Source organism: Aureimonas pseudogalii (assembly GCF_014196835.1).
In the GTDB taxonomy this organism is placed as follows: Bacteria; Pseudomonadota; Alphaproteobacteria; order Rhizobiales; family Rhizobiaceae; genus Aureimonas; species Aureimonas pseudogalii.
The window spans coordinates 61984-86614 of the sequence record NZ_JACIEK010000001.1 but is presented as its reverse complement, the minus strand read 5'-3'; the positions used below and the strand labels follow the sequence as shown (position 1 = coordinate 86614).

Annotated in this window: 27 protein-coding genes; 15 read left to right on the top strand and 12 right to left on the bottom strand. The window is 69.3% G+C overall.

The features are described 5' to 3' along the window. Window positions 1–35 precede the first annotated feature (35 nt). The gene (locus tag GGR04_RS00450; protein WP_183196758.1) at window positions 36–1073 is read left to right on the top strand and encodes a DUF2125 domain-containing protein; all 1038 of its coding nucleotides are present in this window, start codon (window positions 36–38) and stop codon (window positions 1071–1073) included. 25 nt (window positions 1074–1098) lie between these two features. Here the strand turns inward: GGR04_RS00450 and GGR04_RS00445 are convergent, their stop codons facing one another. Together GGR04_RS00445 and hisC are read right to left on the bottom strand one after the other, a co-directional pair. Beyond that, the gene (locus GGR04_RS00445) at window positions 1099–2055 is read right to left on the bottom strand and encodes a prephenate/arogenate dehydrogenase family protein (RefSeq protein ID WP_183196756.1); all 957 of its coding nucleotides are present in this window, start codon (window positions 2053–2055) and stop codon (window positions 1099–1101) included. Then, window positions 2052–3155, bottom strand: coding sequence for a histidinol-phosphate transaminase (hisC, locus tag GGR04_RS00440; RefSeq protein WP_183196754.1), 1104 nt, complete (start codon window positions 3153–3155; stop codon window positions 2052–2054). Before hisC ends, GGR04_RS00445 begins: the two co-directional genes overlap by 4 nt. Window positions 3156–3286: 131 nt before the next feature. Between hisC and metX the strand changes: the two genes are divergently transcribed. The 3 genes from metX to GGR04_RS00425 are packed head-to-tail and all read left to right on the top strand — an operon-like array spanning window position 3287 to window position 5766. After that, on the top strand, window positions 3287–4471 hold the full coding sequence (gene metX, locus GGR04_RS00435) for a homoserine O-acetyltransferase MetX (RefSeq protein WP_183196752.1): 1185 nt from the start codon (window positions 3287–3289) through the stop codon (window positions 4469–4471). Continuing rightward, window positions 4468–5124 (top strand): methionine biosynthesis protein MetW, encoded by a 657-nt coding sequence (metW, locus tag GGR04_RS00430; protein WP_183196750.1) that lies wholly within the window; start codon window positions 4468–4470, stop codon window positions 5122–5124. The genes metX and metW overlap by 4 nt, the downstream gene beginning before the upstream one ends. Before the next feature lie 18 nt (window positions 5125–5142). Beyond that, complete coding sequence (locus tag GGR04_RS00425) at window positions 5143–5766, top strand: nucleoside deaminase (protein ID WP_183196748.1); 624 nt, start codon at window positions 5143–5145, stop codon at window positions 5764–5766. A gap of 79 nt (window positions 5767–5845) precedes the next feature. Here the strand turns inward: GGR04_RS00425 and GGR04_RS00420 are convergent, their stop codons facing one another. Beyond that, window positions 5846–6829: an aldo/keto reductase gene (locus GGR04_RS00420; RefSeq protein ID WP_183196745.1), complete on the bottom strand. Its 984-nt coding sequence runs from the start codon at window positions 6827–6829 to the stop codon at window positions 5846–5848. A gap of 81 nt (window positions 6830–6910) precedes the next feature. After that, window positions 6911–7669, bottom strand: a complete 759-nt coding sequence (locus tag GGR04_RS00415; protein ID WP_183196742.1) for a class I SAM-dependent methyltransferase — start codon at window positions 7667–7669, stop codon at window positions 6911–6913. A gap of 148 nt (window positions 7670–7817) precedes the next feature. On the opposite strand from GGR04_RS00415, the gene gloB reads away from it, so the two are divergent. Both gloB and GGR04_RS00405 read left to right on the top strand, forming a co-directional pair. Further along, the gene (gene gloB / locus GGR04_RS00410) at window positions 7818–8588 is read left to right on the top strand and encodes a hydroxyacylglutathione hydrolase (RefSeq protein WP_183196740.1); all 771 of its coding nucleotides are present in this window, start codon (window positions 7818–7820) and stop codon (window positions 8586–8588) included. Further along, entirely contained in the window at window positions 8585–9028 is a 444-nt protein-coding gene (locus GGR04_RS00405) for a cupin domain-containing protein (RefSeq protein WP_183196738.1), read from the top strand. The genes gloB and GGR04_RS00405 overlap by 4 nt, the downstream gene beginning before the upstream one ends. A gap of 3 nt (window positions 9029–9031) precedes the next feature. On the opposite strand, the gene yddG is transcribed toward GGR04_RS00405, so the two are convergent. Further along, a complete protein-coding gene (gene yddG / locus GGR04_RS00400) occupies window positions 9032–9907 on the bottom strand; it encodes an aromatic amino acid exporter YddG (protein ID WP_183196736.1) in 876 nt (291 codons plus the stop codon). 127 nt (window positions 9908–10034) lie between these two features. Between yddG and GGR04_RS00395 the strand changes: the two genes are divergently transcribed. Continuing rightward, window positions 10035–10874, top strand: a complete 840-nt coding sequence (locus GGR04_RS00395) for a PhzF family protein (RefSeq protein WP_183196735.1) — start codon at window positions 10035–10037, stop codon at window positions 10872–10874. Between the two features lie 4 nt (window positions 10875–10878). Here the strand turns inward: GGR04_RS00395 and GGR04_RS00390 are convergent, their stop codons facing one another. Then, the gene (locus tag GGR04_RS00390; RefSeq protein ID WP_183196733.1) at window positions 10879–11664 is read right to left on the bottom strand and encodes a DUF3108 domain-containing protein; all 786 of its coding nucleotides are present in this window, start codon (window positions 11662–11664) and stop codon (window positions 10879–10881) included. 300 nt (window positions 11665–11964) lie between these two features. Between GGR04_RS00390 and rpmB the strand changes: the two genes are divergently transcribed. Further along, the gene (rpmB, locus tag GGR04_RS00385; protein ID WP_183196731.1) at window positions 11965–12270 is read left to right on the top strand and encodes a 50S ribosomal protein L28; all 306 of its coding nucleotides are present in this window, start codon (window positions 11965–11967) and stop codon (window positions 12268–12270) included. Window positions 12271–12388: 118 nt separating this feature from the next. Continuing rightward, a complete protein-coding gene (locus tag GGR04_RS00380; protein WP_246392560.1) occupies window positions 12389–13081 on the top strand; it encodes a queuosine precursor transporter in 693 nt (230 codons plus the stop codon). A gap of 19 nt (window positions 13082–13100) precedes the next feature. Here GGR04_RS00380 and GGR04_RS00375 read toward each other — a convergent pair whose 3' ends face one another. The 4 genes from GGR04_RS00375 to GGR04_RS00360 form a co-directional block, all read right to left on the bottom strand. Next, entirely contained in the window at window positions 13101–14129 is a 1029-nt protein-coding gene (locus tag GGR04_RS00375) for an esterase-like activity of phytase family protein (RefSeq protein ID WP_246392558.1), read from the bottom strand. Next, window positions 14129–16033 carry a cobaltochelatase subunit CobT gene (cobT, locus tag GGR04_RS00370; protein WP_183196727.1) on the bottom strand — a complete coding sequence of 635 codons (1905 nt, stop codon included), beginning with the start codon at window positions 16031–16033 and terminating at the stop codon, window positions 14129–14131. The genes GGR04_RS00375 and cobT overlap by 1 nt, the downstream gene beginning before the upstream one ends. A gap of 13 nt (window positions 16034–16046) precedes the next feature. Then, a complete protein-coding gene (gene cobS / locus GGR04_RS00365; protein ID WP_183196725.1) occupies window positions 16047–17036 on the bottom strand; it encodes a cobaltochelatase subunit CobS in 990 nt (329 codons plus the stop codon). 106 nt (window positions 17037–17142) lie between these two features. Continuing rightward, the gene (locus GGR04_RS00360) at window positions 17143–17745 is read right to left on the bottom strand and encodes a J domain-containing protein (protein ID WP_183196722.1); all 603 of its coding nucleotides are present in this window, start codon (window positions 17743–17745) and stop codon (window positions 17143–17145) included. Window positions 17746–17886: 141 nt separating this feature from the next. On the opposite strand from GGR04_RS00360, the gene GGR04_RS00355 reads away from it, so the two are divergent. Together GGR04_RS00355 and GGR04_RS00350 are read left to right on the top strand one after the other, a co-directional pair. After that, a complete protein-coding gene (locus GGR04_RS00355; RefSeq protein WP_183196720.1) occupies window positions 17887–18189 on the top strand; it encodes a BolA family protein in 303 nt (100 codons plus the stop codon). Beyond that, window positions 18189–18920 carry a YoaK family protein gene (locus tag GGR04_RS00350; protein ID WP_183196718.1) on the top strand — a complete coding sequence of 244 codons (732 nt, stop codon included), beginning with the start codon at window positions 18189–18191 and terminating at the stop codon, window positions 18918–18920. Before GGR04_RS00355 ends, GGR04_RS00350 begins: the two co-directional genes overlap by 1 nt. A gap of 6 nt (window positions 18921–18926) precedes the next feature. Here the strand turns inward: GGR04_RS00350 and aroB are convergent, their stop codons facing one another. Together aroB and GGR04_RS00340 are read right to left on the bottom strand one after the other, a co-directional pair. Continuing rightward, window positions 18927–20078, bottom strand: coding sequence for a 3-dehydroquinate synthase (gene aroB, locus GGR04_RS00345; protein WP_246392555.1), 1152 nt, complete (start codon window positions 20076–20078; stop codon window positions 18927–18929). Continuing rightward, window positions 20075–20659, bottom strand: coding sequence for a shikimate kinase (locus GGR04_RS00340; protein ID WP_183196717.1), 585 nt, complete (start codon window positions 20657–20659; stop codon window positions 20075–20077). Before GGR04_RS00340 ends, aroB begins: the two co-directional genes overlap by 4 nt. A 219-nt stretch (window positions 20660–20878) precedes the next feature. Here GGR04_RS00340 and GGR04_RS00335 point away from each other — a divergent pair, with 219 nt between their 5' ends. The 4 genes from GGR04_RS00335 (at window position 20879) to GGR04_RS00320 (ending at window position 24527) form a co-directional block, all read left to right on the top strand. Next, window positions 20879–21115: a hypothetical protein gene (locus tag GGR04_RS00335; RefSeq protein ID WP_183199049.1), complete on the top strand. Its 237-nt coding sequence runs from the start codon at window positions 20879–20881 to the stop codon at window positions 21113–21115. Then, window positions 21112–22059 (top strand): site-specific tyrosine recombinase XerD, encoded by a 948-nt coding sequence (locus tag GGR04_RS00330; protein WP_183196714.1) that lies wholly within the window; start codon window positions 21112–21114, stop codon window positions 22057–22059. The genes GGR04_RS00335 and GGR04_RS00330 overlap by 4 nt, the downstream gene beginning before the upstream one ends. 155 nt (window positions 22060–22214) lie before the next feature. Next, window positions 22215–23174 carry an acetyl-CoA carboxylase carboxyltransferase subunit alpha gene (locus GGR04_RS00325; protein ID WP_183198945.1) on the top strand — a complete coding sequence of 320 codons (960 nt, stop codon included), beginning with the start codon at window positions 22215–22217 and terminating at the stop codon, window positions 23172–23174. Between the two features lie 324 nt (window positions 23175–23498). Next, window positions 23499–24527, top strand: a complete 1029-nt coding sequence (locus GGR04_RS00320) for a L,D-transpeptidase family protein (protein ID WP_183196712.1) — start codon at window positions 23499–23501, stop codon at window positions 24525–24527. Window positions 24528–24631: the final 104 nt, after the last annotated feature.

Below are 24631 nucleotides of genomic sequence, written 5' to 3'. Positions count from 1 at the left end.
AGCGCCGGAACGGTGGGCAGAAAGGACGCAAGGACATGGCGAGGTCAAGGAGCTACGAGGCGCCGCGACGCAAGCGAAGCGCATCGCGCGTCTTCGCCGGGATCTTCGGGGTCGTCGTCGTCCTCGCGATCGTGCTGACGGGGGTCTGGTTCTATCTCGCCCGCGAGCTCGACCGGCGCGTCGCGGCGGCGTTGGACGAGGCGGCCGGCGGCGGCACCACCATCACCTGCACGGATCGCGAGGTCTTCGGCTATCCGTTCCGGCTCGGCCTCTCCTGTAGCGCCCTCGGTGTCGAGGCGCCGGCCAACGGCGTGCGGGTAACGGCCGGCGCGCTCCACACGGCGGCGCAGGTCTACGACCCCTCGCGCATCGTCGCCGAACTCGCCTCGCCGGCCAGCGTCGAGGCGCCGGGCCTGCCGCCGCTGGCGCTGCGCTGGGACCTCGCGCAGACCTCCACCGGCCTCTGGTCGGACGGGTTGGAGCGCGTGTCGCTGGTGATGGACAATCCCGTCGTCGCGCTGCAAGCGGCGGGCGGTGCCGCGGGCGCCGAGATCGCTCGCTCGACGCGCCTCGAAGCACACGCGCGCCGCAACGGCTCCAGCCTCGACGTGGCGCTCACCGATGCCGGGATCGTCGCCGCGGTGCCGGGCATTCCCGTGATGCCGCCCTTCGACGTGTCGGCCGACATGACCGTGGATGGCGCCGCCGGCTGGCTTCGCAGCGGCGTGCCTGGCGGCCGGTTCGGCCCGGCGCTGCGCGGGCAGGCCGGCGTCGTCCGCCAGCTGCGCCTGTCGCTGCCGTCGGGCGGTGGCGCCGAGGTGTCCGGGCCCTTCCGCGTCTCGCAGGACGGGCGCATTTCCGGCGACTTCCGTCTGGCGCTGGAGAACCCGCAGGCCATCGCCGGGCTGGTCGGCGTGCTCGTGCCCGGCACCGGCGGCATCGCCACGAGCATCGCCGGTGCGGTCGGCTTCGTCGGGCGGCAGGAGAACGGCCAGACGGTGGTCGACGTTCAGGTGCGCGACGGCGAGGCGCGCCTCGGCTTCATTCCGCTCGGCGACCTGCCGCGGCTCTGAGGCGCCGCTGCGAGCCTGCCGCCGCTCACTCGGCGGCCGGCGGCGTCTCGTTCCAGCTGTCCTTGCGGTGGGGGAGGCGGCCGAAATTGGCCTCTTCCGTGTCCTGGCCGGCCTGCACGATCGAGCGGCGGATGGCGCGGGTGCGAGAGAACAGGTCGAACAGCGCGTCGCCGTCGCCCCAGCGGATCGCCCGCTGCAGGGAGGCGAGATCCTCCGAGAAGCGCGCGAGCATCTCCAGCACCGCGTCGCGGTTGGTGAGGAAGATGTCGCGCCACATCGTCGGGTCGGAGGCGGCGATGCGGGTGAAGTCCCGGAAGCCCGAGGCCGAGAACTTGATGACCTCGGATTGCGTCACGGTTTCCAGATCGGCGGCGGTGCCGACGATGTTGTAGGCGATGAGATGCGGCACGTGAGAGACGATGGCGAGCACGAGATCGTGGTGCTCGGGCGTCATGATCTCCACCATCGCGCCCGTCGCCTCCCAGAAGGCGCGCAGCCGCTGCGTGGCGGCCTCATCGGTCTCAGGCAGGGGGGTGAGGATCGTCCAGCGGTTCTCGAATAGCTCGAGAAATCCGGCGTCGGGGCCGGACTGCTCGGTGCCCGCGATCGGATGGCCCGGCACGAAATGGACGTTGGCGGGCAGGTGCGGCTGCACCTGCTGCACCACGGAGGCCTTCACCGAGCCGACGTCGGAGACGATGGCGCCGGGCTTGAGGCTCGGCGCCATGGCGGCGGCGGCCGCGCCGCAGGAGCCGACGGGCAGGCAGAGGATGACGAGGTCTGCATCGCGCACGGCATCGGCGGTGTCGAGATGGTAGGACGTGCCGAGGCCGAGCTCCTCGGCGCGTTTCAGCGTCTCGGGCCGGCGCGTCGCGATGGCGATCTCGCGCGCCAGCCCGCGCTCGCGCATGTTGATCGCGATCGACGAGCCGATGAGGCCGATGCCGATCAGCGCGACCTTCTCGAAATGCGGAGCGTTCATCGCGCCATGAACTCGGTGAGCGCGGCGACGACGCCTTCGTTCGCCTCGGCCGAGCCGACCGTCAGGCGCAGCGCGTTCGGGAAGCCGTAGGCCGTGACCCGGCGCAGGATGAAGCCGCGCTCGGTCAGATGGGCGTCCGCCGCCGCCGCCGTGTGGCCGGCCGCGTCGGGGAAGTGGACGAGCAGGAAGTTGCCGACCGAAGGCGTGACGCGCAGGCCGAGCGCGCCGAGCTCGTTCGTCAGGCGCTCGACCCAGGTCGTGTTGTGCTCGACGGAGCGCGCGACATGCGCCCGATCGCGGATCGCCGCAGCGCCGGCGGCGATGGCCATGGCGTTGATGTTGAACGGACCGCGGAACCGGTCGAGCGCGTCGATCACCGCTTCGGGCGCGTACATCCACCCGACGCGCAGTGCGGCGAGGCCGTGCACCTTCGAGAAGGTGCGGGTCATCACCACGTTCTCGACCTCGGAGGCGAGTTCCAGTCCGGCCGAATAGTCGTTGCGCCGCACATATTCGGCGTAAGCGGCATCGAGCACGAGCAGCACGTGCGGCGGCAGGCCGCGCTGCAGGCGCCGCACCTCGTCGAAGGGCAGGTAGGTGCCGGTCGGGTTGTTGGGATTGGCGATGAAGACGACCTTCGTGCGCTCCGTGACGGCGGCCAGGACAGCCTCGACGTCGGTGCGCTCGTCGCGCTCGGGCGCCACCACCGGCGTCGCGCCGGCGGCGCGGATGTAGTTGGCGTAGACGAGGAAGCCGTGCTCGGAGTGGATCGCCTCGTCGCCCGGCGCGAGATACGCCTGCGAGATGAGGCCGAGCAGCTCGTCCGAGCCGTTGCCGCAAAGGATGTTGCGCGTATTGAGCCCGTGGACCTCGGCGATCGCGGTCTTGAGGGCCGTCGCCTGCCCATCGGGGTAGATCTCCAGCCGGTCGGCCAGCGCCGCGACCGCCTCGCGGGCGCGCGGCGAGGCGCCGAAGGGCGTCTCGTTGGCCGACAGCTTGTGCAGCTTGACGCCCTCGGGGGCGGAATCCTTGCCGGGCACGTAGGCGTGGATGTCGAGAATGCCGGGCTTGGGAACGGGGCGCGCGCGCGTTTCGGACATGGCGATCATCCTGGCATCAGCGGGAAAACCTCAGCCGCATAACCCCCGGGCGGTTCGATGTCGAGCGCCGCCCGTTCCCGAGCCGGGCCCGCATGCGTTGATCTTGCCCGCACGAGTCGATAGCACGGGCCATGTCGATCATTGCCGATCCCGTCACCGAAGAGACCCTCGGCGCCCGCGAGGCGCGCCAGCCCTCCTCGAAGGTCGCCTATTTCGGCCCGGACGAGCCGCTGCGGCTCGACGGCGGACGCACGCTCTCGCCCTTCCATCTCGCCTACGAGACCTATGGCGAGCTGAATGCCGACAAGTCGAACGCGATCTACGTGTGCCACGCGCTGACGGGCGACCAGTATGCCGCCAGCCCCAATCCCGTGACCGGCAAGGCCGGCTGGTGGTCGACCCTGATCGGGCCGGGCAAGCCGATCGACACGGACCGCTTCTTCGTGGTCTGCGCCAACGTCCTCGGCTCCTGCATGGGCTCCACCGGGCCGGCCTCGACCGATTTCGAGACGGGCATGCCCTACGCGCTCGCGCTGCCGGTGCTGACCATCCCCGACATGGTGCGGGCGCAGGCGATGCTCATCGACCGGCTGGGCATCGACACGCTGTTCGCGGTGATCGGCGGCTCGATGGGCGGCATGCAGTGCCTACAATGGACGGTGGCTTATCCCTCCCGCGTCTTCGCGGCGCTGCCGATCGCCACCGGCGCGCGCCACTCGTCGCAGAACATCGCCTTCCACGAGGTGGGTCGTCAGGCGGTCATGGCCGACCCCGACTGGCACGGCGGCGACTACATCCAGCACGGCACCCGGCCCCACAAGGGGCTGGCGGTGGCGCGCATGGCCGCGCACGTCACCTACCTTTCGGAAGCCGCGTTGCAGCGCAAGTTCGGGCGCAACCTGCAGGACCGCGACAAGCTCGGCTTCGGCTTCGACGCCGACTTCCAGATCGAGAGCTATCTGCGCCACCAGGGCATGACCTTCGTCGACCGGTTCGATGCCAACGCCTATCTCTACCTGACGCGCGCCATGGACTATTTCGACATCGCCGCCGAGCATGGCGGGCGGCTCGCCGAGGCCTTCCGCCAGACGAAGACGCGCTTCTGCCTCGTCTCGTTCTCGTCGGACTGGCTGTTTCCGACCGAGGAGAGCCGCGCCGTGGTGCACGCGCTGAACGCCAACGCCGCCTCGGTCTCCTTCGTCGAGATCGAGACCGACAAGGGGCACGACGCCTTCCTGCTCGACGAGCCGGAGTTCATCGGGGCGGTGGCGGGCTTCGTCTCCTCAGCCGCCAAGGCACGAGGGCTGGTTCGATGAGCGTTGCCGAAGCGCCGGTGCCCACCAGCCGGATTGCGGCCGAGGACGCGGGACGGCGCGTCGATCTCGACCTCATCGCCGATCTCGTGACGCCGGGGAGCCGGGTGCTCGACGTCGGCTGCGGCGACGGCTCGTTGATGGACCGGCTTCAGCAGCGCCGCGAGGTGGATGCGCGCGGCATGGAGCTGTCGCAGCCCGGCGTCAACGAATGCGTGCGCCGCGGGCTTTCGGTGGTGCAGGGCGACGCCGACAAGGATCTCGTCCACTATCCCGACGGCGCCTTCGACTATGCGGTCCTGTCGCAGACCATCCAGGCCACCGGCAACCCGAAGCTTGTTCTCATGGAACTGCTGCGGATCGGGCGCCACGCCATCGTCTCGTTCCCCAATTTCGGCCATTGGTCGGTGCGCTCGTCGCTGATGATCAAGGGTCGCATGCCCGTGACGAAGAACCTCGCCTATGCCTGGTACGACACGCCCAACATCCATTTCTGCACCATCCGCGACTTCGTCGACCTGACGCACGAGATCGGCGCCGTGGTGGAGACGGCGGTGGCGCTCGACACCACCGGCCGAAAACTCGACATGCGCATGCCCTGGTGGTTCTGGAACCTCTTCGGCCAGCAGGCGGTGTTCGTGCTGCGCCGTCCCTGACGCCTTGAGGAGTTCGCGATGGACGATTTTCGTTTTGCCGACAGGCTGCTCGAAGTGATCGAGACGGCCGTGTTCCCGAGAACGAGCGCAGGCGTCGCCCGCGGGAACAAGATTTTCGGTGCTGCGATCCTGCGAAAATCGGACCTCTCGGTGGTGGTCGCCGAGACGAACAACGAGATCGAGAATCCGCTGTGGCATGGCGAGATCCACGCGATCAAACGGTTCTACGAACTGTCCGAGCACGACCGGCCGGCGCCGAAGGACTGCATCTTTCTGGCGACCCACGAGCCCTGCTCGCTCTGTCTCTCCGGCATCACCTGGGCCGGCTTCGACAATTTCCACTACCTGTTCCGTCACGAGGACAGCCGCGACGCCTTCGCGATCCCCTACGACATTCAGATTCTGAAGGCGGTCTACGCGGTGCCCGACCCCGATGTCGGCGAGGTCGCGCCGGACCGGCCGCTGTACAATCGTTCGAACCGCTACTGGACCAGCCACGATCTCAAGGGCACGATCGCCGGGCTCGCCGAGCCGGATCGCTCGAAGCTGGCCGCCCGCGTCGAGGCGATCAGCCGCCGGTATGCCGAGCTGTCGGACGCCTATCAGCAGGACAAGGGCGGCCGAAACATTCCGCTGGCTTGAAGGCGTCTCGTCCGCGGCCGTTTTTTTACGGACGGGAGGGCGGCGATCGCGCGCCGAACGCGACCGCCTTGTCTTGTTGCTACAGATTGACCGCCTTCATCGCCGCTTCCGGATAGCGCGTACCGGCCACCGCCTCGGCACCGAAAGCCTCGTCGAGTTCGCCGAGATCGTCAGGCGACAGCTCGACATGCACGGCGTCGGCGTTCTCCTCGAGATAGCGCACGCGCTTGGTGCCGGGGATCGGCGCGACGTCGGAGCCCTGCGCCAGCACCCAGGCGAGCGCCAACTGCGAGGCGGTCGCGCCCTTGCGCTTGGCCAGTGCCTCGACGATCTCGACGAGCTTCAGGTTCTTCGTGAAGTTCGCGCCAGTGAAGCGCGGCGAGCCCTTGCGGAAATCGCCGTCCGGCAGATCGTCGGGCGTCTTGAAGCGTCCGGTGAGGAAACCGCGGCCGAGCGGCGAATAGGGCACGAAGCCGATGCCGAGCTCGCGCAGCGTCGGCAGGATCTCCTCTTCCGGCTCGCGGCTCCAGAGCGAGTACTCCGTCTGGAGCGCCGCGATCGGATGCGTCGCGTGGGCCTTGCGGATGGTGGCGGGCGCGGCTTCCGAGAGCCCGAGATAGCGAACCTTGCCGGCTTCCACGAGGCGGCTCATCGCCCCCACCGTGTCCTCGATCGGCACGTTGGGATCGACGCGGTGCTGGTAGTAGAGATCGATGACCTCGATCCCGAGCCGCGTCAGGCTGTCGTCGCAGGCCTTCTTCACGTAGTCCGGCCGCCCGTTGATGCCGAGGCGCTCGCCGTTGGGGCCGCGCACGTTGCCGAACTTGGTGGCGACGACCACGCCGTCGCGCTTGGCCTTTAGCGCCTTGCCGAGAAGCGTCTCGTTGCGGCCGACGCCGTACATGTCGGCGGTGTCGAAGAAGGTGACGCCGAGATCGATGGCGCGGTGGATGACGTTCATCGATTCGGCGTCGTCGCCCTCGCCGTAGAATTCCGACATGCCCATGCAGCCGAGGCCGATGGAGGAGACGACGAGATCGGGTCCGAGCTTGCGGGTCTGCATGGAAAATCCTTTCGTCAGAGGCCGAACGCTTCTGCCTCGCCGCAAGAGATAGGCGCGGCCGAACGATCCACAAGCGGAGGGCTACTCCGTTTCGAGGTTGAGCGCGGGCGCGCCGCCTCCCTGAGGCACGAGGAGCGGGCGACGCACGTGCTTGCGGATGTCGTGCCGCGAGGTGACGGGGATGCCGCGATAGACGAGCTTCGTCGCCTCGACGATAATGACGCCGGCGAAGATCGGCCAGTTGCGACGCCCCATCCCCTCCCAGACACCCGCGAGCTTGAGGAAGCCGGGCCGGCGAAACGGCGGGAAGTGCAGCGCATCCGAGAAGCCGGAGGGCGTGAACATCGTCTCGCGCAAGAGCCGTGTCACCTGCCCGCGCGACCAGGGCCGACCCGAGCCGAAGGGCGTGTGCTCGGCCCGCGACCAGAGCCCGCGCCGGTTCGGCAGCACGAGCACGAGGCGGCCGCCGGGGGCGAGCACGCGCCAGGTCTCGTTTAGCATCTCGGTCGGGTTCTCGGCGAATTCCAGCGCATGAACCATCAGGATGCGATCGACCGAGGCGTCGCCGAGCGGCAGGTCCGAGGGGTGGACGAGTGCGGCGAGCGAGGGCCGGCCGAACGGCCAGGTCATCGCGCCTTGCGTCGCCGGCATGAAGGCGAGCGTGTGGTCGGCGTCGCCGGTCAGCCGGTCGAGATAGGGCGTGACGTAGCCGAGACCCACCAGCCGCTCCTGGTGGATGGGCTTCCACACGGGCGCCAGCGAATAGGCGAGCGAGCGCACGGCGACCTCGCCCAGTCGCGACGCGTAGAAATCGCGAAGATCGACGATGTCGGCATTCACGGAGAGGAGATTCCCGTCGGGGTTGGGGCGGCTTCGGCCCGCAGCCTAGTCGCTTCCGCCAAGCGGCGGAACCCTTGCGCGGGCGAGGCGCTGCCGAACCGCTCCCGCCGCGCTATCTCCCTGCAAAACCGCAGGGGACGCCAACGCCATGCCGACCATCGAGATCCGCCAGTTCACCTGCCGCAGCGACAATTTCGGGGTGCTCGTCCACGATCCTGAATCGAACGTCACCGTCTCGATCGATGCGCCGGAGGAGGCGCCGATCCTCGCCGCGCTCGACGCCGAGGGGTGGAGGCTGACGCATATCCTCACCACGCATCATCACGACGACCACGTCGCCGCCAATCTCGCGCTGAAGAGCCGCTTCTCGGTTGAGATCATCGGACCCGCCGGCGAGCGTCAGCGCATTCCCGGCCTCGACCGGGCGGTGTCGGGCGGCGAGGCGTTCGCGATCGGCGGGATCGACGTCGAGGTGATCGACACGCCCGGCCACACGGCCGGCGAGGTGTCCTACTACCTGCCGGGCGCCAAGGCGCTGTTCGCCGCCGATGCGCTCTTCTCGCTCGGCTGCGGACGCCTGTTCGAGGGCGACGCGGCGACGATGTGGGCGAGCCTGCAGCGGCTGCGGGCGCTGCCCGACGACACGATGCTCTATTGCGGCCATGAATACACCGCCACCAACGCGCGCTTCGCGGTGGACGTCGATCCCGGCAACCTTCTCCTGCAGGAGCGGGTGAAGGAGGTGGAGCACTTGCGGGTGGAGCGGCGCGCCACGCTGCCGGTGGCGCTCGGGCGCGAGAAGCGCACCAACCCGTTCCTGCGGGCCGACGATCCCGATCTCGCGGCGGCGATGGACATGGCGGGCGCCGATCCCGTCGCGGTCTTCGCGGCGCTGCGCGAGAAGAGGAACGGCTATTGAGCGCGCGCGAGATCATCCGGCGCCTCAAGCTGGAGCCGCATCCGGAAGGCGGCTGGTATCGCCAAACCTTCGAGGACGAGGCGTGCGACGAGACGGGCCGCGCGCGCTCCACCGCGATCTACTATCTGCTCGATCTCGGCGAGACCTCGGAATGGCACCGCGTGCGCGACGCCGCCGAGACCTGGCACTGGTATGGCGGCGCGCCGCTCGTGCTCACAGTCTCGCCGAACGGGCACGACGCCTCCGCCCATCGCCTGGGGCCGAGCCTCGCCACCGGCGAAGAGCCGCAGTTCACGGTGCCCGCCGACTGGTGGCAGACGGCGACGAGTCTGGGCGAATGGACGCTGGTCGGCTGCACGGTGGCGCCTGGGTTTCGCTTCGAGAGCTTCGAACTGGCACCGCCGGACTGGAGCCCGACACCGCGCGCATCCGGCAGTTGACCCTCAAGGGGCGCGCGCCGCGAGCAACCGGCGGAACAGCGGCAGCGCCGCCAGCACCGCGCCGGCGGTGATGAGCAGCGCCGCTGCGACGATGGACGGGGTGAGCGCGGCCTCGCCGAAGGCGACGAGCACGAGCGTCGAGAGGAGCGGCGCGGCATAGCTGGCGGCGCCCAGCAGCTGGATGTCGCCGCGCTTCACGCCGATGTCCCAGGTGTAGAAGGCCGCGCCGACCGGCAGCAGGCCGAGCGCGAGAACCGCCAGCCATTGCGAGGCGCCGGCCGGCCAGACGGTGGTCTCGAAGGCGAGATGGGCGAGGAACGAGAGGATCGCCGTCGTCGCGCAGAAGCCGGTCACGACGTCGCTCGGCACCTCGGCGACGCGCCGCGAGAGCAGCGAGTAGCTCGACCAGAACAGCGCGCAGAGGGCGGCGAGCCCGTAACCGAGCGCGTATTGGGGCGAGAAGGCGAGGGCGCCGCGCGAGGCGATGATGAGCCCGGCGCCGGACAGGCCGAGCAGGGCGCCCGCCAGGTGGAACCAGCGCAGCCGCTCGCCCGGCAGCATCGCCGAGCCCAGCACGATGAGCAGCGGCCAGAGATAGGCGATGAGGCTGGCATCGGCGGCCGGCGCGTTGCGCAGCGCCGCGAAGTAGAGCGCGTGGTAGCCGAAGAGGCCGACGATGCCGAGCGCCCAGACGCTTGGCGGCTGCCGGAAGACCGCGAACGGCACCCGCCGCACGCCGAGCGCGGCGACGCCGACCAGCGTGCCGAGCGCGAAGGTCATTGCGTTCATCTGGAACGGGGGCACGTCGCCGGAGCGCGCCGTCAGCAGCGCCAGCATCGACCACATGAGAATCGCCGAAAAGCCCAGTGCCGTCGCCATGCCCGTTCCCCGTCTCGTCAGGGGCGCCTAGCGGAGCGGCGTCCCGCCGTCAAACCCGGACGCGCCCCGCGGACAAAGAGGCCGGCCGCGGCTATCATCGGCCGACGACGGGCGAGGAGCGATTCGCATGAAACGACGGTTCATCCAGTGCGACGTGTTCACGTCGGTTCCGACCTGCGGCAACGGTCTGGCGGTGGTGCTCGACGGGGAGGGGCTGTCCGACGAGGCGATGCAGCGCTTCGCGGCCTGGACGCAGCTGGCCGAGACGACCTTCCTCCAGCCGCCGACCGACCCGGCTGCGGCCGACTACCGGGTTCGCATCTTCACCACGACGCGCGAGCTGCCCTTCGCCGGCCACCCGACGCTCGGCAGCTGCGCGGCTTGGGCTTATGCCGGCGGCGCACCGGCCCGTCCCGGTCTCGTTCGGCAGGAATGCGCGATCGGCATCGTCGAGGTTGATCTCGGCGGCGACGTGCCAGCCTTCGTAGCGCCCGAGACGCGAATCACCGAACTCGGCAAGGACCGGGTCGCGGAGATCGTCCGCGTCCTGCATCTTGATCCGCGGGACGTTGTGGGGTCGGCTTATCTCGTGAACGGTCCGGAATGGGAGGTGTTGGAACTGCGCAGTGCCGCTGCCGTGCTGGCGGCCGACCCGTCCGGCGCACATTTCCCGCATGAGCGCGCCATAGGCCTGATCGGACCGCACGAGGCCGGCGCCGAAACCGATTTCGAGGTGCGGATGATCGACGTCTGGCACGGCGTGAAGGAGGATCCGATAACCGGCTCGCTCAACGCCGCGATCGCGCGTTGGCGGCAGGCGACGGGCCGGCTCGACAAGCCCTACACAGTCACGCAGGGCAGCGTGATCGGGCGCATCGGGCGCGTCCACGTGCGCCCGGCCGCCGGCGGGCGGGTGATGATCGGCGGCGAGACGATCATCCTCGTCGAGGGCACGCTGGAACTCTGACCGCTCAGGGCTTGGCGAAGGTCGTGGCGGTGAGCGAGAGCGGGCCGACCTCGGTGGGAATGCGCACGTAGACGGGCGCGAAGATGCCGCTGTCGCGCACCGGCGCGAACCAGATCTGCAGCGTGCGGCTGGAGAGATACTTGATGCCGTTCGAGGACGTGCGGTAGCCGCTGACGGCACGCACCCGCACGTCGCAGACGATCGCCTGTCCCTCGAAGCCCTCGGTCGAGAAGGCGCGCGTGCCGCTCGGCGACAGCGCGAGGTCGAGCCGCGACCAGCCGTCGTAGAAGGGCAGCGTGCGACTGCAAAGCGACGCCGGATCGGGCTTGGCCGGCTTGATCATCAGCCCGCTCAGGGGATCGACCACCGAGGCGAGCTGGGCCCTGCGCACCGGCACGAAGTCGGGCTGCGGCGGGTTGCGCGGCGGCGGGGCGACATCGGCCGAGACGGCGCGCCCGCCGCGATAGCGCACGTCCGAGCGCCAGGACTTGGCGTCGCTCGTATAGGCGAGGCGATAGCGGTCGGCGAGGAGCCGTCCGGCCCGCACACGCCCCGAGACCGAACTCGTGCCTTGGGTCTTCGACACGAGATCGGCGAGCCCCGCGGAGGCGAGCGTGCCCTCCACGCGGTAGCGCGGCCCGTCCAGCGTCGTGCGGAAGCTGGCACGCCCGACCGGCAGACCGATCAGCGAGATCGTGTAGTTGGTCTCGAGCGATTCGGGCGCGGCCCGCGCGCCTGGCGCGGCGGCGAGGAGCACGAGAAGCGCGGCGGCGAGACGTCGGCAGAGCATGGGCGATTCCCGTGTCGGACGCGCGGCGCCGAAAAACGTGGAGGGAAGGGTCGGGAGAAGACGACCTCATCATGGCAGGCTCGCGACGACCCGCAAGGGCCGAACCCTCGGGAACGCCGGCCGCGGCGGCCTTTCGAAGGGCATGGCGTGCGACGGCGGGCCACGATGGTTGACGAAATGGACGGTGGCGACTATAGGGACGATCGATTTTCCGATCATGCCATGGGGTCGATGATCGCGCTGCCGTTTCGGTGGCGGCGCGCCCCGAACGGCCGTATCGAACGTTTGAAAGGTGATCCCATGTCACGCGCTTGCGAACTGACCGGCAAGGCCGTCCAGTCCGGTAACAATGTCAGCCACGCGAACAACAAGACGCGTCGCCGCTTCCTGCCGAACCTCTGCCAGGTCACGCTGATCTCCGACGCGCTCGGCCAGCGTTTCCGCCTGCGCGTCAGCGCCCACGCGCTGCGCTCGGTCGAGCACCGCGGCGGCCTCGACGCCTTCCTGACCAAGGCGCCCGAAACCGACCTGTCGCAGCGCGCCAAGCTGCTGAAGCGCCAGATCGCCAAGAAGACCGCGACGACCGCCGAGGCTGTCGCCGCCTGATTTCGGTCCGCCGATTTCAAGAGTTCGACGCCGCCTTCGGGCGGCGTTTTCGTATCCGAACCTCCTTCGACCTGTCGCTGGTGCCATACCCCAGCCTAAAAAAATGGATCGACCCGCCATGACCCGACCCGGACTTCTCGTCCTGCCCGTGGCCGCAATGACGCTCATCGTGCTCGCCTCCAACGTCCTCGTGCAGTTTCCCGTCGAGGGGCAGATCGGCGCCCTCGCGCTCGGCGACGTGCTCACCTGGGGCGCCTTCACCTATCCCTTCGCGTTTCTGGTGACGGATCTGAACAACCGCCTGTTCGGGCCGCGGGTCGCGCGCCGCATCGTCTATCTCGGCTTCGCGCTCGCCATCGCGTCGTCGCTGGTGGTGCCGCCGCTTCTCTTCCGCGCCGGGCTGCTCGAGTTCGCCGCCACGGGCGAGCGTCTCGCGCGAATCGCGGCGGCCTCCGGCTTCGCCTTCCTCGCCGCGCAACTTCTCGACATCGCCGTCTTCAACCGCCTGCGCCAGGGCTCGTGGTGGAAGGCGCCCGCGGCATCCTCGCTGGCCGGCTCGATGCTCGACACCGCGATCTTCTTCACCGTGGCCTTCGCGCCCTTCCTGGCCGTGTTCGGCCCGAGCGACGATTTCGCCTTGCAGAGCGCGCCGCTTCTCGGCGTCTTCTCTACCGAGGCGCCGCGCTGGATCTCCTGGGCGCTCGGTGATTTCACGGTGAAGCTCGCCATCGCGATCTTCGGCCTCGTGCCCTACCGGGTGATCGTCAATTCCGTGCTGCCCTACCGGGACGCGCCGCGAATCGTCATCTGAGGCCTGCGGCGTCGCCGAGTCAGTCCGGCGAGACGAGCCGAAACTCGAGATAGAGATTGCGCTGGAAGAGCGAGCCGTTGTCGTCGGAGACGAGCGATAGGACGGTCTGGCCGGCGCCGTTCCGCCAGATGTCGAGCCCTTCCATGTTGTCGATCTCGTCGCCGAGATCGGCCTCCAGCATCACCGGCCCGTCCACCGTGGCGCCGGGTCGGATGTCGCCGCCGGCGATCCGGCGCAGGCGCATGCCGATACGCCCAAATCCCTCGTAGCGGCGTTCGAGCAGCACCAGGTCGCCGTCCGGCAGGAAGGCGCCGTCCGTCACCGCCCAGGGCAACTGTCGGCGCACTGCGAAGAGGCCCTTGGCGCCGCGTTCCAGAATAGCGCCGTAAAGATTGCCGTTCTCGTCGATCGAGCGCTCGGCCACTACCACCGTCGCGCCCTTCAGCGGGCTCGCCGCGGGCGCCACCGCGATCGTCTCGATGCCGCCGTTGGAGCGCAGCTCCTGCCGCGTCAGCGGCATCGGCACGGGGCGAGGGCGCTCGCTGTCGGGCAGCGCGTCACCGGCGGGAAGGGCGAAGGATTCAATGCGATGGCGTCCCTCGAAGGAGACGATCGCCCGTCCACCCGCGAGTGCCAGCCCTTCGGCATCCGCGTCGCTCTTGCGCCCGTAGGTCCGTCCGTTCGCGTCGAGCATGGGCGCAAGGCGCGTGTCGCCGAGACCCACAGGTCGACCCTCCCCATCGCGGCGGATGGCGCCGGCGAACCACAGGCCGGCATCGGTCACCGCCAGAAAGCGCTCGCCGCCGTCGCGCATGCGGAAGGCCGAGACGCCGGCAAGCCGACGGTCGGACGAGCGGTAGGAAAAGCCGCCGACGAATTCGAGATTGCCGAAGCGCCGCTCCGCGGAGCCGATCCGGAACTGCGAGATCGGGCGGGCGCTGGTCTCGATCGTCTCGGCGGCCGCCATGAGAGGCGTGTCGCTGCCGAGCGTCGCGACGGCGAGAAGCAGGGCCGTCGCGACCCAGCGACGCCGCATCCCATGCAGCATCAACGCCGACCGGCGGCCTGTCGCCGGCGCACCGGCACCGAACCCTCGTCCTCGAAGAGCGCCGCGAGCTGTTCGGTCATCGCGCCCGCCAGCTCCTCGGCGTCGGTGATGGTGACAGCGCGGCGGTAGTAGCGCGTCACGTCGTGGCCGATGCCGATGGCGAGAAGCTCCACCGGCGAGCGCGTCTCGATCTCCTCGATCACGGCCCGCAGGTGACGCTCCAGATAGTTGCCGGGGTTCACCGACAGCGTCGAATCGTCGACCGGCGCGCCGTCCGAGATCATCATCAGGATGCGGCGCTGCTCGGAGCGGGCCAGCAGCCGGTTGTGCGCCCAGATCAGCGCCTCGCCGTCGATGTTCTCCTTCAGGAGGCCCTCGCGCATCATCAGGCCGAGATTGCGCCGGGCGCGGCGCCAGGGCGCGTCGGCGCTCTTGTAGACGATGTGGCGGATGTCGTTGAGGCGGCCCGGCTTCTGCGGCTTGCCGGCCTTCAACCAGGCCTCGCGCGACTGCCCGCCCTTCCAGGCGCGCGTCGTGAAGCCGAGCACCTCCACCTTCACGCCGCAGCGCTCCAGCGTACGCGCGAGAATGTCGGCGCAGGTCGCCGCCACGGTGATGGGACGGCCGCGCATCGAGCCGGAATTGTCGATGAGCAGCGTCACGATCGTGTCGCGGAACTGCGTGTCGCGCTCCATCTTGAAGGAGAGCGGCTGCATCGGGTCGATGACGAGGCGCGTCAGGCGCGCGGTATCGAGATAGCCCTCTTCGAGATCGAAGTCCCAGGCGCGGTTCTGCTGCGCCATCAGCCGGCGCTGCAGCCGGTTGGCGAGACGGCCCACGGCCCCCTGCAGCGAGACGAGCTGCTTGTCGAGGAAGGAGCGGAGCCGGTCGAGTTCGGCCTCGTCGCAGAGCTCCTCGGCGGCGATCGTCTCGTCGAAATCCTCGGAGAAGACGCGGTAGTCGGTATCGCCGAGATCGCGCGGCATTGCTTGGTTGGGCCGTCGCGATTCGCCGGGCGTCTCGGAATCCGGCTCCTCGTCGTCGACGGGATCCTCGGCCGTGACCTCAGAGGTCTCGGCCTCGGCGGCGTCCTCGTTCTCCGAGTCGCCTTCCGATTCCTGCGGCTCGGCCTCGTCCTGGCCCTCGCTGTCCTCGGAGGAGCCCTCTTCCTGGTCGCGGCTCTGGTTGTCGCCGGCCTCTTCCTCGGTCGATTCGTCCTGGTCCTGCGAATCGTCGGCGAGTTCCTCGGCCATCTCCATGGAGACGAGCATGTCGCGGATGGCGCGGGCAAAGGAGCGCTGGTCTTCCAGCGTCTCACCGAGCCGCTCGAACTTGCGACCGGCCTTCTCCTCTATCCAGTCGCGCCAGACGTCCACCACCGCCTGCCCGCTGGGCGGAACCGGGCGGCCGGTCAGCTTCTCGCGCACCATCAGCGCGAGCGCATCCTCGATCGGCGCCTCGGCGCGGTCGGTCACGTCGGCGAGGTTGGAGCGCAGATACTTGTCCTCCAGCATCGCGCCGAGATTGGCGGCGATGCCGGGCATGGCGTTGGCGCCGATCGATTCGCAGCGCGCCTGCTCCACCGCGTCGAACACGGCGCGCGCGCCGCGCCCCTCGGGCGAGAGCGTGGCATGGATGCGCGCGTCGTGGCGCGCCTTGCGCAGCGCCATGGCGTCGCCGAGCCCGCGGGTGATCGCGACGTCGCCGGCGCTCGCGCGCTTCGGCAGTTCGGGCAGGCGTGCCCGGTCGCCGCTGAGGCCCGGCCGCTCGTTGCCGTAGACGACCTCCAGTTCGCTCTCGCCGGCGATGGCACGCATGCAGCCCGCCACCGCGCGCCGGAAGGGCTCGCGGTCGGCGGTCTTGGGCCGGGACGCCTTGGAGGAGTTGTCGCCGATGGCGGCCATAGAGCGCGGGCCTTCAGTCCAGAACCAAATTGGCGGCCGACTCGGGCAGTTCCTCGCCGAAGGCGCGCTGGTAGAACTCGGCCACCAGTGGGCGTTCGAGATCGTCGCACTTGTTGAGGAAGGTGAGGCGGAAGGCGAAGCCGATGTCGCCGAAGATCTCGGCGTTCTCGGCCCAGGTGATGACGGTGCGTGGGCTCATCACGGTGGAGAGGTCGCCGTTGACGAAGGCCGAGCGCGTGAGGTCTGCGACGCGCACCATCTTCGAGACCTTGAGGCGGCCGTCCTTCGTGGCGAAGTGGCGCGCCTTGGCGACGACGATGCCCACCTCGTTGTCGTGCGGCAAGTAGTTCAGGACGGTGACGATGGACCAGCGATCCATCTGCGCCTGATTGATCTGCTGCGTGCCGTGATAGAGGCCGGTCGTGTCGCCGAGGCCCACCGTGTTGGCGGTGGCAAACAACCGGAAGGCAGGATGAGGGCGGATGACGCGGGCCTGGTCGAGCAGCGTCAGGCGGCCCGACGATTCCAGCACGCGCTGGATCACGAACATCACGTCCGGGCGACCGGCGTCGTACTCGTCGAACACCAGCGCGACGTTGTTCTGGTAGGCCCAGGGCAGGATGCCGTCACGGAACTCGGTGACCTGCATGCCCTCGCGGACGGTGATTGCGTCCTTGCCCACGAGATCGATGCGCGAGACGTGGCTGTCGAGATTGACGCGCACGCAAGGCCAGTTGAGACGGGCGGCGACCTGCTCGATATGGGTCGACTTGCCGGTGCCGTGATAGCCCGACACCATGACGCGCCGGTTCTTGGCGAAGCCTGCGAGAATGGCGAGCGTCGTCGGCTTGTCGAACAGGTAGTCCGGATCGATCTCGGGAACGTGCGGATCGGTGGCCTTGAAGGCGGGGACTTTCAGATCGCTCTCGAAACCGAAGGTTTCGCGGACGGAGACCATGGCGTCGGGCAGGTTCGCCACTTCCAGTTCCGCTGCACTCATCATACCTCCAGGGGCGTCGCCGGTCGGCGGGCGCCATCATGTCCATGTCGTCGGGCGTCCAACCGGACGGGCGCAGCCGGAGCGCTCGGCAAGACCGGCCCTCCAGCGATTAGCAGAAGCCCGACTGCTTCAAAAGCTTGTAGGCCTGAATGACCTCGCGAAGTCGGTCTTCCGATCCGCGATCGCCGCCGTTGGAATCGGGGTGATACTGCTTCACGAGGGCCTTGTAGCGCAGGCGGATCGTCTCGGCAGCGGCGTCGGCGGCCAGATTCATCGTCTCCAGCGCCTTCACCTCAAGCGCCCGCGCCTTGCGCCGCGGCGCCGGCTCGCCGTCGGCGAAGAGATTGAAGGCGCCGCGCGTGCGACCATTGGCGCGCTTCGGCCGACCGGTCGGCTTTTCCGACGGCATGGCGCCCGAAGCGTTCGAGCCCATCGTCCAGGTCGGCCGATTTCCGGTTAGCGAATCCTTCAGATACTTCTGGATGTCCTCGTCGCCGAGGCCCGAAAAGTAGTTGTAGGACTTGTTGTAGAGCCGGACGTGATCGACGCAGAACTGCAGGTACTGGCCCTCGTGGTCGCGGCCGCGCGGCGCCTTGTAGAGACCGGGCGCCTCGCACTTGTCCCAGCAGCACTCGGGTGCCGCGGTCTTTTTCGGCGCGTCGCGGTCGGGCCGGACGCGGATCTTGTCGAAGTATTGGGAGTCGAGTTTCATCACAGCCGGATTATGGGGCTCCCACCGGGAGCGGACAAGAATTGACAGATCCGAAAACCCGTCCACAACGATCCGGGATCATCCACGGTCGGGGTCGGCACGAAGCCGGCGAGAACCGTGGTCCCATTTCGAGGCGTGAGCATGACCATACAGGCCGAGATCGAAGCCAAGCTGACCCAGGCGTTGAAGCCCGAAACATTGCGGGTCGTCAACGAAAGTCATCTCCACGCGGGCCACCATCATGGTGGCAGCGACCATCATCACGGGTTCGACGGCAGCGGCGAGACGCATTTCCGGGTGCGGATCGTCTCGGCCGCCTTCGCCGGGCGCTCGCGGCTCGACCGGCACCGCCTGGTGAACGGTCTGCTTGAGGCCGAGCTCGCCGGCGCCGTGCATGCCCTGGCGATCGAGGCCTCGGCGCCCGGCGAGCCGACGCGGCGCTGATGCCGATGCGCCGGCGCGTCCATCGGCGGCGCGGGGTCCGGCTCACCGTGGGCCTGCTGTTCGCCGCCGCGCTGTCCTTCACGGCGGGGCTCACCGACGTCGTCGGCTTCCTGCTGGCGGGCGACTTCGTCTCCTTCATGAGCGGCAATACGACGCGTCTGGCGATCTCGATCTCCGAAGGAGACGAGGCGCGCATCCTGCATCTCGCGGAGGTCATCGCCGGCTTCGTCGTCGGCAACGCGGCGGGCGTCCTCCTCATGCGATGGACGCGGGGCAGCCACGCCGCGCTCCTCGTCGGTCTCGCCGCTGTCATGACGGGGGCGACACTGACCGGCGAGGCGACGCTGACCGTGCTCGCGCTCGTCTTCTCCATGGGGGCGCTCAACGTGGCGCTGGAGGAGGTGGCGGGGCATTCGGTGGGTGTCACCTACGTGACGGGCGCCCTGTCGCGCTTCGGCCGCGGGCTCGGGCGCACGATGCTCGGCGAGGCGGCGACGGGCTGGTGGATCCAGGTCGTGCCCTGGCTCGGCATGATCTCCGGTGCGCTGGCCGGGGCGTTCCTCTGGCGCGAGATCGACCGGACGGCGATCTTCGCCGCAGCCTTCGCGGCGGCGCTCATAGGGCTGGCCTCGCTCGCCATCCCGCGGCGCTGGCGTCTCGGCTATCTCATGCGCAAGCCTGCGCCGCGCCGTGTTCCCGTCGCTCGGCCGCGCGACGCCGCGCCGGCCTGATCCGGCTCAGCAACCGACCTCGGCGGCGAGGAAGCGGCGAACCGACGCGGGGTCGACGTCGCGCGCCACGAAGGCCCGGCCGATGCCGCGCGTCAGGATGAAGGTCAGCGCCGAACGCACGACCTTCTTGTCCTGCGCGATCTTGTCCATCAGCTCGTCCACCGTGAAGGCTGGGCCAGGGATGGCCGAGATCGTGGTGGGTAGGCCGGCCGCGGCGAGATGCGCGCTCACGGCGGCGGCGTCCTCTGCTGGGCAGAGGCCCTCGGCCACCGAGAAGCGATGCGCCAGCGCCATGCCGATCGCCACCGCCTCGCCATGCACCAGCCGGGCCGCATCGTAGCGGGCGCACGATTCCAGCGCGTGGCCGAACGTGTGGCCGAGATTGAGGAGGGCACGGTTGCCGTCCTCGCGCTCGTCGCCGGCCACCACTTCGGCCTTGGCGCGGCAGCTCGTGGCGATCGCCTCGACACGCTCCGGCCCGCCCGCGAAGATCGCCTCGCGGTTCTCGCCGAGCCAGCGGAAGAAGTCGGGCCGGTCGATCAGCCCGTATTTCACCACCTCCGCATAGCCCGCCGCGAACTCGCGCGCGCTCAGCGTGTCGAGGATCGCGGTGTCGGCGAGGACGAGCGCCGGCTGGTGAAAGACGCCGACGAGGTTCTTGCCGCGCGGCGAATTGATGCCGGTCTTGCCGCCGACGGAGCTGTCGACCTGTGCGAGCAGCGAGGTCGGCACCTGGACGAACCGCATGCCGCGCCGCACGATGCCGGCCGCGAAGCCCGCGAGGTCGCCGATCACGCCGCCGCCGAGTGCGATCACCGCATCGCCCCGCTCCAGCCGCTCGGCCAGCACCCGGTCCACCACCTCGCCGAGATGGGCGAAGGACTTGGTCGGCTCGCCCGCCGGCAGCACGAGACGCGAATGGGCGATGCCGGCGGCGTCGAGCGAGGCGGAGAGGCGGTCGGCGTGCAGCGCCGCCACCCGCTCGTCGGCGACGACCAGCGCGCGAATGCCGGGCAGACGGCGGGCGATCTCCGCGCCGGCCTCGGCGAGGAGGCCGGGCCCGATGAGGATGTCGTAGGAACGCGCGCCGAGCGAGACGCGCACGCTCTCGCGCATCGCGGCGGGGGCGCTGGCGGCCGGGCGGGTGGTCGAGGTCATGAGGCGGCTTTCGCTCGGTCGTGGCGGGCCAGCGACTGGATGATCTCGCGGGCGATGACGTCGCGCTTCACGTTGCGCGAATGGATGTGGAGATCGGCCTGCGCATAGACGGGATAGCGCTTGTCCATGAGGTCGCGCAGCGTCCCGCGCGGATCGGCGGTCCTCAGCAGCGGGCGGGTGGGGCGCTTGGCGACCCGCTCCATCAGCGTGTCGAGATCGGCCTTCAGCCAGACGGTGACCGAGCGCTCGCGCAGCAACCGACGCGTCCCCTCGTTCATGTAGGCGCCGCCGCCGGTCGCGATCACCTGCCGCCCGCCCTCGACGAGCCGGGCGACGACGCGCGCCTCCAGCGCCCGGAACTCCGGCTCCCCATAGGCGGCGAAGAGTTCGGCGACGCTCATGCGCGCGGCGTCCTCGATCTCCTGGTCGGTGTCGACGAAGGGCAGCTCGAGAAGCTGCGCGAGGCGGCGTCCGATCGTCGTCTTGCCAGCGCCCATCAAGCCCACGAGAACGACCGAGCGAGCGCCGCGACCGAGGTCTGCGGCGTCTTCGCGGTCGGCGGGGCCGAGGGTTTCGCTCATGCGTTCGGGCTCTCGATCGGGCGCGTTGGCCGTCGGTCCTAGGACCAGAAAAGCCTTTTGGCGTCAAGGGAAGGGCCCCTCGCGAAGCTGCCTGCCGGCGATGGACGGCGGCGCCGGGCCGCGCTTCGCCCTTGCTCCGACCCGGCGCTCCCGTAAGATCGCGGCCGGGACGATCCGGGTGCCTCGCGAGGCCCCACTGACCGAAAGCCGCGCCAGAGCATGCCGACCCTCGTACGCCTCCTGTCCCTCATCGTCCTCCTCGTCGGAGCGGTTGTCGGCGTCATGGCAGCCCTCGTCACCTTCGTGGAACCGCGCCAGACGGAAATCGTCGTCCCGGTGCCGCTGCCGAACGTCGCGCAGGCGCCGGCTGCCACATCGCCCGGCGTGCCGGCCGCGCCGGAACCCTTGCGCGACACCACCACCACCGGCTCTCTCGCGCCGGTCACCACGCCATGAGGGGCGGGCGGGACGGAGCCGACATCGAGGCCTTTCTCGAGATGATGGCGATCGAGCGCGGCGCCGCCGACAACACGCTCGCCGCCTACGGGCGCGACCTCGATGATGCCCGCCAGTTTCTCGGGCCGGGTGGCGGGCCGCTTCGTGACGCCGACACCGACGCGATCCGCCGCTACATGACGCATCTCGACGCGCAGGGGTTCGCCGCGTCCAGCCGGCAGCGCCGCCTGTCATCGCTGCGCCAGTTCTTCAAGTTCCTCTATGCCGAGGGCCATCGGGCGGACGATCCGACCTCGCCGATCGAAGGCGCACGCCGGGCCCGGCCGCTGCCCAAGATCCTGTCGGAGACCGAGATCGACCGGCTGATCGACGCCGCCGCCGCGGCCGCCGCCGAGCCCGGCGTGGAGGGAACGGCGCTGGCGCGGGCGCGGCGCATGCATGCGCTGGTGGAGCTTCTCTACGCCACGGGCCTTCGCGTGTCGGAGCTTGTGTCGCTACCGCGCTCGGTGCTGCGCGCCAAGAGCCGGGTGATCGTGGTGCGCGGCAAGGGCGACAAGGAGCGGATGGTGCCGATCGGCGAGCGGGCGCAGGATGCGCTGGCCGCCTTCGGCGAGACGCTGCAGGCGCTGGCCCCGAGCGGCGAGCGCGCCTGGCTGTTTCCCGCGCTCTCGGAGACCGGCCACATGACCCGCCAGGCGTTCGGGCGCGATCTGAAGGCCCTGGCGGTTCGCGCCGGGCTGCCGCCCTCGCGCGTCTCGCCCCACGTGCTGCGCCACGCCTTCGCCAGCCATCTCCTGCAGAACGGCGCCGATCTTCGCGCCGTGCAGGAGCTTCTCGGCCATTCCGACATCGGCACCACGCAGATCTACACCCACGTGCTGGAGGAGCGGCTGATGCGCCTCGTCACCGATCATCATCCCCTGTCGGCGCTCGCCGACGACTGAGCGGCCGACCGGCCGTTTCCTTGACAATCCGGCAACGGATCGCCAGTTTGCGCGCCGACGCGAACACCCCGGTCACGGCGGCGCGTCCGGCCCTTCGCCAGGGCGCCTGCGCGATGGAATGCCCCCCCGAAAGGACGGCCACCGGCCGCTGCTGGATGCACAATTATCTCGACTTCGAAAAACCCGTCGCCGATCTCGACAGCCAGATCCTCGAACTCAAGAAGATCGGCTCGGGCGAGAACAGCCTCGACGTGTCCGAGGACATCCAGCGGCTGGAAAAGCGCTCCGGCGATGCGCTGGTCGATCTCTACAAGAAGCTGACGCCCTGGCAGAAGACGCAGGTCGCCCGCCACCCCGACCGGCCGCACTGCTCCGACTATCTCGCCCGGCTTGTAAGCGATTTCACGCCGCTGGCAGGTGACCGCCTCTTTGCCGAGGACCACGCCATCATCGCAGGCTTCGGCCGGTTCCGCGGGCGTCCCGTGGCGGTGATCGGGCAGGAGAAGGGGGCGGACACTCAGAGCCGGCTCAAGCACAATTTCGGCATGGCGCGGCCGGAGGGCTACCGCAAAGCCGTGCGCATCATGGAACTGGCCGAGCGCTTCGGCCTGCCGGTGGTGACGCTGGTCGATACCGCCGGCGCCTATCCCGGCATCGGCGCCGAGGAGCGCGGACAGGCCGAGGCCATCGCCCGCTCCACCGAGACCTGCCTCGGCCTCGAAGTGCCGCTCGTGGCGCTCGTGATCGGCGAGGGCGGTTCGGGCGGCGCCATCGCCATCGCCGCCGCCAACCGCGTCTTGATGCTGGAGCATGCGATCTACAGCGTGATCTCGCCGGAGGCGGGCGCCTCCATCCTGTGGCGGGACGCGGGGCGCGCCAAGGACGTGGCGCAGGCGATGAAGATCACCGCGCAGGATCTCAAGGGCTTCGGCATCATCGACGAGATCGTCGGCGAGCCGCTCGGCGGCGCACACCGCGACAAGACTGCCGCGATCGACATGGCCGGCGACCGGGTCGAGGCGGCGCTCGCCGAACTCGGCGGGCTCGACGGGCGCACGCTCAAGGCCCAGCGCCGCGAGAAGTTTCTCGCCATCGGCCGCGACCTCAAGGTCTGATCCAGCCCGGCCGCGCGGTCTCGCTTCTCGCGCGGCCGCTCATACTGTATGTCTGACACCACGGGGCGCCGATCGGCGCGCCGTGCCGTCTCGCGCCGATCGGCCGCCGGATGGCGAATGCCCATGAGATGGTCGAGACCAGGCTTGCGAAAAGCTGCGAATCGACCCTTCGGCCTTAACGGTTTGGAAACCGTGGCGGGCCGAGAAGAGGGCTGTTCGTTCGCGCCCGGCGCCGTTCGCACGGCGCCGTTCCGACCGGGCGAACGGTGGATGGAAAGCGGATCGGACCGGCCGAGCCGCCGCATCCGAGGAGATCGAACGAGAATGTCCGTCAGACGTCTTGCCGCGGCCGCCGTTCTCGCCGTCAGCCTCGCAGCGCTGTCCGGCTGCCAGCAGGGCGTCGACCTCGGCGATCTCATGGGTGCGCAGGCGCCGCTCTCGCCGGGCATGGTCAAGCTGATCCGGGCCGGCGACATGGGCGAGAACTCGCCGATCCTCGTGCGCCTCTACAAGGAAGAGTCCGAGCTCGAGGTCTGGAAGCAGAAGACCGACGGCAGCTTCGCTCTGCTGAAGACCTACCCGATCTGCGCGTGGTCCGGGAAACTCGGGCCGAAGAAGGTGGAGGGCGACCGTCAAGCGCCCGAGGGCTTTTACAACATCGGTGCCGGCCAGCTGAACCCGGCCTCGAACTACCATCTCGCGCTCGATATCGGCTATCCCAACGTCTACGACAAGGCGAACGGCTTCACCGGCGAGCACCTGATGGTGCACGGGTCCTGCAACTCGTCGGGTTGCTACGCCATGGACGACTGGCAGGTCGAGGAACTCTACGCGCTCGCCCGCAAGGCCTTCGAGGGCGGGCAGCGCTCGTTCCAGTTCCAGGCGATGCCCTTCCGCATGACGCCGAAGAACATGGCGCGGCATCGCAATTCCGAGCACTACGCCTTCTGGAAGATGCTGAAGGACGGCTCCGACCGCTTCGATCTGACCAAGAAGCCGGTGGCCGTCGGCGTCTGCGAAAAGCGCTACGTCTTCGACGAAACGCTGGCCGACGGGCGCAAACTGACGCCCGAGGGCGAATGCCCCGCGATCCAGGATCCCGCCGAGATCGTCGCCAAGCGTCTGGCCGACGAGGAACTGGAAAAGCAGATCGCCGCGACGATGGCGCCGACCGACTTCGCCGTGCCCGTCAGCACCACCTACAAGACGGGATCGCCGATCACCGCCGAGGCCTACGCCGCCGAGCAGCATCGCCGCGAGGGCTACGACCGCGACGGCAATCCGATCACCGCCAAGACCTCGATGTTCAAGAACCTGCTCCAGAAGAAGCCGCCGGCCGAAAAGTCGGACTGACGGTTCCCATCGGCTACGCCCAGCGCCGCGTTCAGGCGGAGGGGAGGGGGCCAACGCCACGTTCCCATCCGTAGGAGATGCGCGGTATAGCTTCCGCAGCGTCG

What these genes read in the sequence shown, in the direction of transcription:
- GGR04_RS00450 (WP_183196758.1), top strand. Translation starts at nt 36, where the DNA reads ATGGCGAGGTCAAGGAGCTACGAGGCGCCGCGACGCAAGCGAAGCGCA.
- GGR04_RS00445 (WP_183196756.1), bottom strand. Translation starts at nt 2,055, where the DNA reads ATGAACGCTCCGCATTTCGAGAAGGTCGCGCTGATCGGCATCGGCCTC.
- hisC (WP_183196754.1), bottom strand. Translation starts at nt 3,155, where the DNA reads ATGTCCGAAACGCGCGCGCGCCCCGTTCCCAAGCCCGGCATTCTCGAC.
- metX (WP_183196752.1), top strand. Translation starts at nt 3,287, where the DNA reads ATGTCGATCATTGCCGATCCCGTCACCGAAGAGACCCTCGGCGCCCGC.
- metW (WP_183196750.1), top strand. Translation starts at nt 4,468, where the DNA reads ATGAGCGTTGCCGAAGCGCCGGTGCCCACCAGCCGGATTGCGGCCGAG.
- GGR04_RS00425 (WP_183196748.1), top strand. Translation starts at nt 5,143, where the DNA reads ATGGACGATTTTCGTTTTGCCGACAGGCTGCTCGAAGTGATCGAGACG.
- GGR04_RS00420 (WP_183196745.1), bottom strand. Translation starts at nt 6,829, where the DNA reads ATGCAGACCCGCAAGCTCGGACCCGATCTCGTCGTCTCCTCCATCGGC.
- gloB (WP_183196740.1), top strand. Translation starts at nt 7,818, where the DNA reads ATGCCGACCATCGAGATCCGCCAGTTCACCTGCCGCAGCGACAATTTC.
- yddG (WP_183196736.1), bottom strand. Translation starts at nt 9,907, where the DNA reads ATGGCGACGGCACTGGGCTTTTCGGCGATTCTCATGTGGTCGATGCTG.
- GGR04_RS00395 (WP_183196735.1), top strand. Translation starts at nt 10,035, where the DNA reads ATGAAACGACGGTTCATCCAGTGCGACGTGTTCACGTCGGTTCCGACC.
- GGR04_RS00390 (WP_183196733.1), bottom strand. Translation starts at nt 11,664, where the DNA reads ATGCTCTGCCGACGTCTCGCCGCCGCGCTTCTCGTGCTCCTCGCCGCC.
- rpmB (WP_183196731.1), top strand. Translation starts at nt 11,965, where the DNA reads ATGTCACGCGCTTGCGAACTGACCGGCAAGGCCGTCCAGTCCGGTAAC.
- GGR04_RS00380 (WP_246392560.1), top strand. Translation starts at nt 12,389, where the DNA reads ATGACCCGACCCGGACTTCTCGTCCTGCCCGTGGCCGCAATGACGCTC.
- GGR04_RS00375 (WP_246392558.1), bottom strand. Translation starts at nt 14,129, where the DNA reads ATGCTGCATGGGATGCGGCGTCGCTGGGTCGCGACGGCCCTGCTTCTC.
- cobT (WP_183196727.1), bottom strand. Translation starts at nt 16,033, where the DNA reads ATGGCCGCCATCGGCGACAACTCCTCCAAGGCGTCCCGGCCCAAGACC.
- cobS (WP_183196725.1), bottom strand. Translation starts at nt 17,036, where the DNA reads ATGATGAGTGCAGCGGAACTGGAAGTGGCGAACCTGCCCGACGCCATG.
- GGR04_RS00360 (WP_183196722.1), bottom strand. Translation starts at nt 17,745, where the DNA reads ATGAAACTCGACTCCCAATACTTCGACAAGATCCGCGTCCGGCCCGAC.
- GGR04_RS00355 (WP_183196720.1), top strand. Translation starts at nt 17,887, where the DNA reads ATGACCATACAGGCCGAGATCGAAGCCAAGCTGACCCAGGCGTTGAAG.
- GGR04_RS00350 (WP_183196718.1), top strand. Translation starts at nt 18,189, where the DNA reads ATGCCGATGCGCCGGCGCGTCCATCGGCGGCGCGGGGTCCGGCTCACC.
- aroB (WP_246392555.1), bottom strand. Translation starts at nt 20,078, where the DNA reads ATGACCTCGACCACCCGCCCGGCCGCCAGCGCCCCCGCCGCGATGCGC.
- GGR04_RS00340 (WP_183196717.1), bottom strand. Translation starts at nt 20,659, where the DNA reads ATGAGCGAAACCCTCGGCCCCGCCGACCGCGAAGACGCCGCAGACCTC.
- GGR04_RS00335 (WP_183199049.1), top strand. Translation starts at nt 20,879, where the DNA reads ATGCCGACCCTCGTACGCCTCCTGTCCCTCATCGTCCTCCTCGTCGGA.
- GGR04_RS00330 (WP_183196714.1), top strand. Translation starts at nt 21,112, where the DNA reads ATGAGGGGCGGGCGGGACGGAGCCGACATCGAGGCCTTTCTCGAGATG.
- GGR04_RS00325 (WP_183198945.1), top strand. Translation starts at nt 22,215, where the DNA reads ATGCACAATTATCTCGACTTCGAAAAACCCGTCGCCGATCTCGACAGC.
- GGR04_RS00320 (WP_183196712.1), top strand. Translation starts at nt 23,499, where the DNA reads ATGTCCGTCAGACGTCTTGCCGCGGCCGCCGTTCTCGCCGTCAGCCTC.